This is a genomic window from Streptomyces sp. HNM0575, from assembly GCF_012726265.1.
GTDB lineage: Bacteria > Actinomycetota > Actinomycetes > Streptomycetales > Streptomycetaceae > Streptomyces.
The window spans coordinates 268,688-280,423 of sequence record NZ_JAASAG010000010.1 but is presented as its reverse complement, the minus strand read 5'-3'; the positions used below and the strand labels follow the sequence as shown (position 1 = coordinate 280,423).

General features: G+C 73.9%; 7 protein-coding genes. 6 read left to right on the top strand and 1 reads right to left on the bottom strand.

Going from position 1 to position 11,736, the window contains the following annotated elements; genetic code table 11:
• Window positions 1–22: 22 nt before the first annotated feature.
• The 6 genes from HCC61_RS23640 (at window position 23) to HCC61_RS23615 (ending at window position 9,926) form a co-directional block, all read left to right on the top strand.
• Window positions 23–2,713 carry an NACHT domain-containing protein gene (locus tag HCC61_RS23640; RefSeq protein ID WP_169138561.1) on the top strand — a complete coding sequence of 897 codons (2,691 nt, stop codon included), beginning with the start codon at window positions 23–25 and terminating at the stop codon, window positions 2,711–2,713.
• Window positions 2,714–3,051: 338 nt separating this feature from the next.
• Entirely contained in the window at window positions 3,052–4,407 is a 1,356-nt protein-coding gene (locus HCC61_RS23635) for an aspartate kinase (protein WP_169138559.1), read from the top strand.
• Complete coding sequence (locus HCC61_RS23630; protein WP_169138557.1) at window positions 4,404–5,564, top strand: aspartate-semialdehyde dehydrogenase; 1,161 nt, start codon at window positions 4,404–4,406, stop codon at window positions 5,562–5,564. The genes HCC61_RS23635 and HCC61_RS23630 overlap by 4 nt, the downstream gene beginning before the upstream one ends.
• A 410-nt stretch (window positions 5,565–5,974) precedes the next feature.
• On the top strand, window positions 5,975–6,550 hold the full coding sequence (locus HCC61_RS23625; RefSeq protein ID WP_169138710.1) for a SigE family RNA polymerase sigma factor: 576 nt from the start codon (window positions 5,975–5,977) through the stop codon (window positions 6,548–6,550).
• Window positions 6,547–8,826 (top strand): hypothetical protein, encoded by a 2,280-nt coding sequence (locus HCC61_RS23620; RefSeq protein WP_169138181.1) that lies wholly within the window; start codon window positions 6,547–6,549, stop codon window positions 8,824–8,826. Before HCC61_RS23625 ends, HCC61_RS23620 begins: the two co-directional genes overlap by 4 nt.
• 152 nt (window positions 8,827–8,978) lie before the next feature.
• The gene (locus tag HCC61_RS23615) at window positions 8,979–9,926 is read left to right on the top strand and encodes an SURF1 family protein (RefSeq protein WP_169138548.1); all 948 of its coding nucleotides are present in this window, start codon (window positions 8,979–8,981) and stop codon (window positions 9,924–9,926) included.
• On the opposite strand, the gene HCC61_RS23610 is transcribed toward HCC61_RS23615, so the two are convergent.
• Window positions 9,859–11,712 carry a prolyl oligopeptidase family serine peptidase gene (locus HCC61_RS23610; RefSeq protein WP_240969218.1) on the bottom strand — a complete coding sequence of 618 codons (1,854 nt, stop codon included), beginning with the start codon at window positions 11,710–11,712 and terminating at the stop codon, window positions 9,859–9,861. The genes HCC61_RS23615 and HCC61_RS23610 overlap by 68 nt on opposite strands.
• Between the last annotated feature and the right edge of the window lie 24 nt (window positions 11,713–11,736).

Below are 11,736 nucleotides of genomic sequence, written 5' to 3'. Positions count from 1 at the left end.
GATGTATCTGCGGGGGCGGGCCGTGACGGAGCAGAGAGGCGTTCACAACTCCTTCTCCGGCAGCGCCACTTACGTGATCCAGGCCGGGAACATCTTCGGCGACGTCCGGTTCCACGGGGCCCCGGCAGAGACCCCGCAGGACGCCGCCGCCCGTGAGCTGGCAGGTGCCGTACACGCACGGTGGCGGGACGAGGCGGCGGCCCGCGGTCTGGCGGACCGGGCGCAGCCCGAGGTGCGGTGGACCGCCGATCCGGCCTCCGCCGACCACGAGGTGAACGTGGGCGCGGCGGTGCCCGTGCAGGGCGACGGGCTCGCCGCGCTGACGGCCGCCTACCGGTCGCTGCCCGCGCGGCGGCTGGTGATCCTCGGCGGCCCCGGTGCGGGCAAGACCTCGCTCGCGGTGCTGCTGTCACTGGAGCTGCTGCGCGACTGGACGTCGGGCGCGCCCGTGCCCGTGATCGTCCCGGTGTGGTCCTGGGACCCGGACCGTGAGCATCTGCACGCCTGGCTCGCCCGCCGGGTGCACCAGGACCACGGCACGCGGCGGCTGGACCGGCGGCGGGTACGCGAACTGGTGCGGGACCGGCGGGTGCTCCCCGTGCTCGACGGCTTCGACGAACTGCCCGCGCCCGCACGGGCGAAGGCGCTCTCCGGCCTCAACCGCGCGCTGGCGGGGGACGCGCCGCTGATCCTCACGTCGCGGACCGAGGAGTACGCGGAGGCGGCGGAGTCGGAGGACGTGCTCGCGTCGGCGGCCGTCGTGCGTGCCGAGCCCGTGCCCGCGGCCGCAGCGGCCGACTTCCTGCGGCGTACCAGCCATCCCGGACGTGCCGGACGCTGGGAGGAGTTGCTGGCTGCGCTGACCGCGGGCGACGCCGGCCTGCCCGTGGTGCGTGCGCTCTCCTCGCCGCTGATGCTGTGGCTGACGCGCACCGTGTACGCGGGTCCGGATGCGGCTCCGGGTGAACTCCTCGACCGGTCCCGCTTCCCCGGCCCGGCAGCGGTCGAACGGCACCTGCTGGACTCCCTGGTCCCGGCGACCTTCCCCACCGGTCCCGCCTCGCCCGACGGGCCGCGGTCCGCGGGGAGTTGGGGCGCGGGGAGTCGGGGCCCGGGGAGTCGGGGCGCGGCACGCGCCGAGCGCTGGCTGGGATTCCTCGCGCGGCACCTCACGCGCCTGGGCACCCGGGAGTTCGCGTGGTGGCGGCTGCACCGCGCCAGGCTGCCGTCGGTGCTGGGCGTACCGGCGCTGTTCCTCGGCACGGGCCTGCTGCTGTTCGCGATGGCGGGGCTGACGGCATGGTCCACCCGGGACGCGGCACAGCGCGGGGCGGTGGCCGAGGGGGCTGCGGGTGCGCTCGCCCTGGCGCTCATGGGCGGCATCGTGCACCGTGTGCTGCTCGCCGTGCGGGGAGATGACCTGCCGCAGCGGCCCGCGGGGCTGCTCCGCAGATGGCGGCCGCACCTCGCGGCGGTTCTGGCCGTGGTGCTGGCCTTCGCGTCGGCGGTGCAATTCCTGCTCCAGGACGGCCCGTTGGCGGTGCTCGCGATCGTGCTGCCGGGCCTGCTGATGCTCGTACTGGGCGTTCCCGCGGATCCGGACAGGGCGTTCGGGCCCGGCGAGCTGCTGGACGAACAGCGCAGGAGCACGCTGCTGACGCTGTCGCTGGTGAGCCCGGCGCTCGGGGCCGTGGGCGCCGTCGCCGCCACGGGCAGGGGGACGGAGACCGTCGTCGCGACGTGGGTGGTGGGCAGCGTCGCCGCCGCGGGCACGATCCTCCTGCTCAGCCCGTGGAGCCACTGGCTGCTCACCCGTTCCGTGCTCGCCGCCGTGGGGGCGCTTCCCTGGCGGCTGACGGCGTTCCTGGCGGAGGCGCACCGGGTGGGAGTGCTGCGTCAGGCGGCGGGGACCTGGCAGTTCCGGCACGGGCTGTTGCAGGAACGGCTCGCCGCCCCGGCCGCCGGGGGCCGGTGGCGTATGGCCGTACGGCGGCGGGTCGGCGCGGAGGGGCCGGTCCGGTCGGAGGGCCCGGTCCGGGCGGAGGGGCCGGTCCGCGAGGTCCGGGAGGACGCGGCGGCCGCCGCCCCCGAGCAGGTCTCCGGCGCACGCCCGGCAGAGCCGGCGGAGGTCAGGATCCCGGGAGGCTCCACGGGCCGGCGGCGCTGGGCGAGAGCGGGCGGCTACGCGCTGCCGTGGGGCCTCGCGGCGCTGCGCGTGGCGCAGATGGGCGTCGAGCGCGACTGGGACGCGGGAGGGGTGTGGCTGCTCGTCGGTTTCCTGGTCCTGCTGCCCGTGGTGCTGGAGCTGAGCGAGCCGTCGATCGTGCGGGGGAGGGCCGAACTCCGCCTGAACCCGGAGGTGATCGGGACGACGTCGCGGGGCCGCACCGTGTCCGTCCCGTGGGCCGACGTCGCGGAGGTGGCCGTACGCGGTTACGAGGGGGCCTCCGGCACGCGCTCCCGTCCGGTGCTGCACGTCCGGCTGCACCCGTGGGCCTCGCCGGGGCCGGGTCTGCGCGCGGACAGCGCGGGGTGGATCGCCTTCTGGCCGCTCGGTGGACGTGCTGCCACCGGGGAGATCTCCCCCGAACTGCGGGACGCGCTCGGCCGGTTCGCCGGAAGCGCGTGGTCCGCGCCGGGCCCGCCGGTCCGGCCGGGCGGCCCCGCGGACACCTCGGAGCGGGGGCGCGGAGGAGCCCGCGAGGGGGCGTGAAGCGCTCCCGCGCCCGCACCCGGTGCCTCCCCGCGCCACCGCTGGCCCCGCCTCGCCCCCCCGCCCCCGTCGCCCCCGTCGCCCCGTCCCCCCGTCGTTCCTGGTGACGGCCCCGCCCCGGCCCCGTACCCGCTCCCGCGCCCGCACCCGCCGTGTGAGCTGTCTTACGTTCCCGTGTGGACGCCCCGTGAACGGGCAGGTTTGGTCGCTGGACGAGAGGGTGGGACGCCTTCTCGGTAAAATGAGCCGACCCGCGGATTCCGTACGGGAGTCCCCCCGGCCGCCACGGGCAGGCAGGGGAAGGGCGCTAGGACTTGAGAATCGAGGAGCGAGCACACGTGGGCCTTGTCGTGCAGAAGTACGGCGGCTCCTCCGTTGCCGATGCCGAGGGCATCAAGCGCGTTGCCAAGCGGATCGTCGAGGCCAAGAAGAACGGCAACCAGGTTGTCGTCGTGGTCTCGGCGATGGGTGACACGACGGACGAGCTGATCGATCTCGCCAAGGAAGTCTCCCCCGTCCAGACGGGGCGCGAGTTCGACATGCTGCTGACCGCCGGAGAGCGCATCTCCATGGCACTGCTGGCGATGGCGATCAAATCCCTCGGACACGAGGCACAGTCGTTCACCGGAAGCCAGGCGGGCCTGATCACCGACTCCGCGCACAACAAGGCGCGGATCATCGACGTCACCCCGGGCCGTATCCAGACCTCCGTCGACGAGGGCAACATCGCGATCGTCGCGGGCTTCCAGGGCGTGTCCCAGGACAGCAAGGACATCACCACGCTGGGCCGCGGCGGCTCCGACACCACCGCCGTGGCGCTGGCGGCGGCGCTCGACGCGGACGTCTGTGAGATCTACACCGACGTCGACGGCGTCTTCACCGCCGACCCGCGGGTCGTGAAGAAGGCCCGGAAGATCGACTGGATCTCCTTCGAGGACATGCTGGAGCTGGCCAGCTCCGGCTCGAAGGTGCTGCTGCACCGCTGCGTCGAGTACGCCCGCCGCTACAACATCCCGATCCACGTACGGTCGTCCTTCTCGGGACTTCAGGGCACCTGGGTCAGCAGTGAGCCTCCGGGCGGGCACGAGGGGCACGGAGAGAACGTCCCCGGTGCGCAGGCCGCGCTGAAGAGCGGGGAGAGCAAGAGGAACGGGCAAGGGGAAGAAGAGTCGATGGAGCAGGCGATCATCTCGGGTGTCGCGCATGACACTTCCGAGGCGAAGATCACGGTTGTCGGAGTGCCGGACAAGCCGGGTGTGGCTGCGGTGATCTTCCGCGCGATCGCGGACGCCGAGGTCAACATCGACATGGTCGTGCAGAACGTGTCGGCCGCCTCGACCGGTCTCACGGACATCTCCTTCACGCTCCCCAAGAGCGAGGGGCGCAAGGCGATCGCCGCACTGGAGAAGGCGCAGGGCGCCATCGGCTTCGACTCGCTGCGCTACGACGACCAGATCGCGAAGATCTCCCTTGTCGGCGCGGGCATGAAGACCAACCCGGGTGTGACCGCGGCGTTCTTCGAGGCGCTGTCGCAGGCCGAGGTCAACATCGAGCTGATCTCCACCTCGGAGATCCGCATCTCCGTCGTCACGCGCGAGGACGACGTCAACGAGTCGGTGCGCGCGGTGCATTCGGCGTTCGGTCTCGACAGCGAGAGCGACGAGGCAGTCGTCTACGGAGGCACAGGGCGGTGACGCCGTCCGCCGGGGCGGGCGGGCGTACCGGGCATACCGGGCGTACCGGCAGGCCCGCCCTGGCGGTCGTCGGCGCGACGGGCGCCGTCGGCACGGTGCTGCTGTCCCTGCTGTCCGAACGGGCGGACGTCTGGGGCGAGATCCGGCTGCTCGCGTCGCCGCGCTCCTCCGGCCGCGTGCGGGAGGTGCGCGGCGAGGACACCGCCGTGCGGGCGCTCACCGAGGAGGCGCTGACAGGTGCCGACGTGGCCGTCTTCGCGGTGCCGGAGGATGTCGCGGCGCGGTGGGTGCCGGTCGCGGCCGGGCTCGGGGCGGTCGTGGTGGACGGCTCTCGCGCGTTCCGCATGGCGCACGGCGTTCCGCTGGTGGTGCCCGAACTCAACGGCGACGCCGTGCGGGAGAGGCCGCGCGGAGTCGTCGCGAGCCCCGGCTGCACCACGCTGACGACGGCCGTCGCGACGGGCGCGCTGCACCGGGAGTGGGGGCTGACCGGGCTGGTCCTCTCCTCGTACGAGGCGGTGTCCGGCGCGGGACGCTACGGAGTCGAGGCGCTGCGCGGCCAGTTGGCGGCCGTGACGTCTGCGGAGGCGGCCGGCGCGGAACTGGGCAGACATCCGGGGGACATCCGGCGTGCGGTGGCCGAGGGCCGCGGTCATGCGGCCGTCGCCGCGGGCGCCGGTGCCGGGCCCGGCGATCCGGACCGCACCCCTGTCGCGCTCAACGTCGTGCCGTTCACCGGTGAGATGTGCGAGGGCGGCTGGACGTCGGAGGAGCTGACCGTACGGGACGAGACGCGGAAGGTGCTGGGGCTGCCCTCCCTGCCGGTGTCCGCGACTTGTGTGCGGGTGCCGGTGCTGACCGCTCATTCGGCGTCCGTGCACGCGCGGTTCGGCAGCGAGGTGTGCGTGTGGCGGGCGCGGGAGATCCTGGCGAACGCCCCGGGGGTGGTGCTCTGCGACGATCCGGAACAGGGCGACTTCCCGACGCCGGCGGACGTGGCGGGCACGGATCCCACGTGGGCGGGCCGCGTACGGCGGTCGCTGGACGACCCGTGCGCGCTGGAGTTGTTCGTCTGCGCGGACAACCTGCGCAAGGGCGCGGCGCTCAACATGGCGCAGATCGCGGAACGGATCGCGGCGGAGGGGCCCGCGGCGTAGGGACCGGGGCCGGGCCCGCGCCGGGCTCATGGAGGCGGGCTCATGGAGGGCGGGGGCCGGGCGGGCCGATTGCAGACGGTCCTCTGTATGCAGCCGGATCACACGAACTTCTCAGTCAAGGAAGGGTCTTGGCACTGGCGGGCACGGGACGCAGAGACGAGAATTTCTCCCCCGGCCGTTGCAACCGGCCGCGGGACGCGGGGCGTCTCTGTGTCCACTCCCGGATTCGAGAGGCGAAGTGACTGTACGGGCAGCCGGGAAGAGCTGGTACGCATGAGCGCGTTCGAACGGTCGTCGACGGCGGCGTCTGACGCGTACAACCCTCCAGGGGGAGTGTGTGTCCAACAAGCGTGGTGGAAGCATTCGGACTCGCGACAGCGCCCGGCACCCCCGGCATCAGCGCCGGAGGCATGCCGGTGATCTCGCCGTGGTCCCCGGCCCGCCCCACACGCGTCCCGGCCCAGGGCGCGGAATCTGACGACGCGATGGCAGCGGGCACGACAGTCGACCACCTCACCGAGACCTACCGCGTCCACTACAAGTCGCTGCTCGGGCTCGCCGCTCTGCTCCTGGACGACACCGCTTCCTGCGAGGACGTCGTCCAGGAGGCGTTCATCCGCGTCCACTCCGCGCGCAAGCGCGTCCGCGAGCCGGAGAAGACCCTCGCGTATCTGCGGCAGACCGTCGTCAATCTCTCAAGATCCGCGCTGCGCCGGCGGATCGTCGGCCTCAAGCTCCTGTCGAAGCCGATGCCGGACATGGCCAGCGCCGAGGAGGGCGCGTACGAGCAGCTGGAGCGCGACGAGCTGATCCACGCGATGCGCGGCCTCCAGCGCCGCCAGCGCGAGGTGCTGGTGCTGCGCTACTTCGCGGACATGACCGAGGCGCAGGTCGCCGAGGTGCTGGGGCTTTCGCTGGGCTCGGTGAAGGCGTACGGCTCGCGTGGGATCGCCGCGCTCAGGGTCGCGATGGAGGCGGCCTCATGAGCGCGTACGACGACCAGGACAGGGTGCTCAGCGAGCGCTTGCGCGAGCTCGTGCGGCTGGCCGGCGCGGGCGAGCTGGCCGATGTGGAGAGCGAGCCGGGCGGTCCGTACGAGCAGGGGCTGCGGCTGACGGGCCGGGCCGGCCGGGATGCCGAGGGCGACACCGACGACGGCCACGACCGGTACGCGGGTGGCCGGGACGTGAGTGACCGGTACACCGGTGACCGGTACGCCGGCGGCCGGGACGCGGGCGGTCACGGCCGCCACCGCCGGGAAGGCCCGGAGGGCGAGGGCGGCACGGACGGCGAGGAGCTGGCGCCCGTCGCCTCGTACGGGCAGGGCGGCGCGAGCGGCGGACCCGAGGCCCCGGGCCCGGGCCCCGAGGAGCCCGATCTGCCCGACGGCCCGCACGCACCGGAGACCCCGCACGCACCGGACGCCCCTGACGTCGAGAGCCCGGAGCTCCCGGAGCACGGTGCGCCCGAGGCGCCGGACCTGCCCGACCTGCCCGGCGTCCCCGGCGTACCGGATGTGCACGGCCCCGCGGAGACGCCCGCGATCCCCGAGGCGCCGGACATCCTGGAGAGCCCGGAGATCCCGCCGACGCCGGACATCCCGCCGCCGCCCGCGGTCCCCGACATGCCCGAGATCCCGGCTGCCCCGGAGATCCCCGAGAGCCCCGGCATCTACGACGAGCCGGAGATCCCGGACCCTCCGCAGATCGACGATCCGGTGCTGCCGGAGATCGACCGGCCCGCCGGACTCCCGGGCACGCCCGGCGATCCCGCGTCCCCCGAGGCGCCGGATCTGCCGCGCCCGCCGGACATCCCTGACACTCCGCATCCCGCCCCCGGTGGGCCGGACGCGGTCCGAGACGCGATGACGACCATGCATTCCAGCCACCAGGACACATTGCAACTCCCGGACGGCACAGGGCAGTTCGGCCGGTCCGCGGACCGGCCTGGCGCCGATGGGCCGGCACCGGGCGGCGGCAGCGCCCAGGGGGCCGCGGCCGAAGGCGCTCAGAGTGCCGCGGCCGAAGGCACGGCCGCGCTCCGTCCCGTCGCGGGCGGTTCCGGCGCTGCGTCCGGATCCGGCGGCGGGCCCGCCGGTGCGGGCGGCGGCGGACGCGGCGGCGCAGGCGGTTCCGGCGGTCACGGCGGAGGTGCCGGCGGCGCGGGAGGTCCCGGCGCCGGCGACGGTTCCGGAAACGGCGACGGCGAGGACGACAGCGAGGTCGAGGCCGCCCTCCGCCGGATGCTGCACCACAGCGTGAGCCACATCGAGCCGGGCCCCGAGTCGCTCGCCTACCTCCAGCACGCGGTGCCCGCGCGGCGGGCGCACCGGCGCCGCGTACTCGTGGGCGCGGCCGCCGCCGTGGTGCTCGCGGGAGTCGGCGTTCCCGGCCTGGTGAGCAGCGGCATCGTGCCCGGGCTCCCGGGCGACTCGTCCATCAACGCGGGCGGCAACCAAGACCCCGGCCAGGACACCGTCGGCGGTGGCGGCCCCGGCCACACCCAGGGCTCGGGCGACGTCTCGGGCGGTGTCGGCGCCGACGGCGGCAAGTCGGGCGGCGGCCACGGCTCGAAGTCACCGTCTCCCACGCGGGGCGGCGACTCGGGCGGCGCCGACCCGAACGACACGCTCGCCACGAGCGCCCCCAGCTGCGGGCGCCAGCAGCTCGGCGACGGCAGCGCCTCGGAGAGCGCGGCCGCCTCCGACGGCAAGGTGTACGGCAGTTTCCGCGTCGTCAACACGTCCTCGGATGCTTGCACCGTCGAGGGCGACGGCGTCGTGGGCGCCTCCGCCCGCGGCCGTGCCGACATCGAGCGGATAAACGTCGTGGACCACACCCAGGGCGACCCGGCGGCCGGGCTTCCCGACCCCGATCTCGCCGCGAGCGAGCTGGTGCTGAAGCCGGGTGACGCGTACGAGGTCAAGTGGGCCTGGATTCCCAGCAAGTGCGGCCCTCCCGGAAAGCCCGAGCCGAAGGCCGAGGAGGGCCACGGCCCGGAGGGCGGCCAGGGCGGGAACAACGGCAGCTCCGGCGGTCACGAGGACGGCGGGAACGGCGGGAACAACGGCAACTCCGGCGGCGACGACGACGGTGGGAACGGCGGCGGCGACAACGGCAACTCCGGCGGCACCACGGACGGCAAGTCGAGCGTGGTCCTCAGCCACACCCCGGACGTGGGCGACCCGGCCGCGGCCGGCACCGAACTGAAGGGCGCCTGCGCGGGCACGCTGTACCGCACGGGAGTCCTGGCCGCGCACTGACCGGCGGTGCGGCCTGACCGGCGGTGTGGCGCGCGAGGCCGCATCTCGCCGGGCACACACGGCGGTTCCCGCGGCGGACGCCGGCGCGGGTGGTCCGTGTGCGCCGCGCACCCACGAATGACCGCTGTCGCGCGGCCCCGTACCGTGTAGTCGTGTACCGGTTTCTGCTGACCCCGCGGTGGTGGGGAATCAACCTCTTCTCCGTGCTGGCGATCCCGGTCTGTCTCTTCATGGGCAGCTGGCAGCTCTCCCGCTTCGAGGCGCGGGTGGAGAGTGACGAGCAGCAGCAGCGCACCGTTTCGGAGGCCGCGCACGCACGGCCGGAGCCGCTGTCCAGGCTGCTGCCGGTCGACGCGAGGACCAGCGGCCGCACGGCGGAGGTCACCGGACGCTACGACACCTCCCGTCCGCTGCTGGTGCCCGACCGGGCACTCGACGGCAGGCGCGGCTTCTATGTGCTGTCCCTGCTGCGTACGTCCGGAGACGGCAAGGGCGGGAGCGACGGCAAGCACAACCGTGACGGCAAGGCGCTGCCCGTCGTGCGCGGATGGCTTCCGGGCGACGCCGACGCGTCCCGCGTGCCGCCGCCCCCGCGGGGCGAGGTGAGGGTCACCGGCGCGCTACAGGCCTCGGAGTCCGAGGGCAGTCCGGGAGTACGGGCCGGCGGCGGACTTCCGAAGGGCCGGCTCGGCATGATCAGCGCCGCCTCGCTCGTCAACGTCGTCCCGTACGACGTGCACGACGCCTGGATCACGGTGCAGCACGTCCCGGACGGCTCGAAGCTGAAGCCGGTGCCGCCGGTACGACCCGACAACACCGGCCTCGACATGAAGGCGTTCCAGAACCTCGGCTACACCGCCGAGTGGTTCGTCTTCGCGGGCTTCGTGGTCTTCATGTGGTATCGGCTCTTCCGCCGGGACAGGGAGCTGGCCCAGGACGCCGCGCTCGGCATCGCCCCCGGCGGTGCCGGCCCGGACGGCCGGGACGGCCCCGACGGCCCGCAGGACCCCGGCGCCTCTGGCGGCCCCGGCGTCACGGGACCGGCTTCGGCCCGGGAAGGTGCCGCAGAGCGAAGTCGATCTCCAGCCTCAACTGCTTGATCCGCTCCTCCACCACGAGCGAGCCGTGCCCGGCGTCGTAGCGGTACACCTCGTGCGGTGCGCCGCGATCCTCCAGCCGCCCCACATAGTTCTCCACCTGCCGGATGGGGCAGCGCGGGTCGTTGACGCCGGCGGAGATGAAGACCGGTGCCCGTACGTCGTCGACGTACGTGAGCGGCGACGAGACCTCGTACCGCTCCGGCACCTCCTCGGGCGAGCCGCCGAGCAGCGTGCGGTCCAGCGACTTCAGGGCCTCCATCTCGTCGTGGTAGGCGGTGACGTAGTCCGCGACCGGCACCGCCGCGAGGCCCACCGCCCAGGCGCCGGGCTGGGTGCCCAGGCCGAGCAGCGTCAGATAGCCGCCCCACGAACCGCCGCCCAGCACCAGCCGCTCCGGGTCGGCGAGCCCGGAGGAGACGGCCCACTCCCGCACGGCCGCGATGTCCTCCAGTTCGATGAGGCCCACGCGGTGCTTGAGGGCGTCCGTCCACTCGCGCCCGTAGCCGGTGGAGCCGCGGTAGTTGACGCGTACGACCGCGAAGCCGTGGTCGATCCAGGCGGCCGGCTGACCGGCGAACGCGTCGCTGTCGTGCCAGGTCGGGCCGCCGTGCACGTCGAAGACCGTGGGGAAGGGGCCCTCGCCCTCCGGCTTCTGCACGAGGGCGTGGACGGTGCCGCCGGGGCCCTCCACCCAGGCGTCCTCCACGGGTACGGACGGCGGGGCCGCCATGCCGGGCGGATCGAGTACGACGGCTCCCTCGGCGGAGCGCACCCGGGGCGGCTGCGCGGCCGACGACCACAGGTACTCGATGCTGACGTCCTGCGTCCCGGTGGGCCTCGCGGGCCGCACCGTCGCGTCCGCGACCGAACCGGGCGGCGTCTCGATCCGGGTCAGCGTGCGTGACGCGATGTCGTAGCGCCACAGGTCGCTGCGCGCCTGATGGCTGTGGGACACCAGCAGCGCGGTCCCGTCGGGATACCAGTCGGCGCTGACGTCGCCGGGCAGATCGATGTCGAGCTCGGTGGTGGCGCCGGTGAGCGGCTCCCAGATCATCGGCTCCCAGCGGCCGGTGCGCTGGTGCGCGACGAGCAGCCGCGAATCGTCCCGTACGGGTGCGAACCCCAGGGCGGACAGGCCGAGTTCCTTCGTGCCGCCCTCGCTGTCGTCCAGCTCGGCGACGGTGGTGCCGTCGAGCCGCATCACGCGCAGCGCGGAGTGCATCGCGTCGCCGTGCTCGGTGTGCTCGACGACCAGCAGCGTCCCGTCGTGCGAGAGGTCGGCCACTCCGGCGGACTCGCGGTGCCGGTAGATCTCGGCGGGCTCCCGGCCGGGGCGGCAGAGATGGATCGTCGTGCCGTCCTCGTCGGTGGAGCGGCCGATGACGGCCGTGCCGTCACGCGCGACGGCCAGCCCCGCCGGGAAGGACGGGTCGAGCCCCGGGGCCACCGCCTCGTCGTCGCCGCCCTTGAAGGGCTGCCGCATCCAGATCCCGAACTCGTCGCCGTCCGTGTCCGAGAACCACCAGATCTCCTCCCCGTCGGGCGTCAGCACGCCGTCGGTCGTACCGTTCGGGCGGTCGGTCACCTGGCGGTGCTCGCCCGTGGCCCGGTCCCACGCGTACAGCTCGAACGTGCCGGTGACATTGGAGATGTACAGCGAGCGGTCCGGTGCGTCCTCGGCCCAGTCGGGCAGCGACACCCGCGGTGCCCGGAAGCGCTTCTCCCACTCCGGCATGGCCGGGTCCGGCGCGGGCCGGTCCGGCGTTGCATCCGTGTTCTGCGTCATGAGCCCATTCTGCGCCGCGCGCGT

Excerpts from the sequence above, each read along its gene's own strand:
- HCC61_RS23625 (WP_169138710.1), top strand. The coding sequence starts at position 5,975 with ATGCCGGTGATCTCGCCGTGGTCCCCGGCCCGCCCCACACGCGTCCCG.
- HCC61_RS23620 (WP_169138181.1), top strand. The coding sequence starts at position 6,547 with ATGAGCGCGTACGACGACCAGGACAGGGTGCTCAGCGAGCGCTTGCGC.
- HCC61_RS23610 (WP_240969218.1), bottom strand. The coding sequence starts at position 11,712 with ATGACGCAGAACACGGATGCAACGCCGGACCGGCCCGCGCCGGACCCG.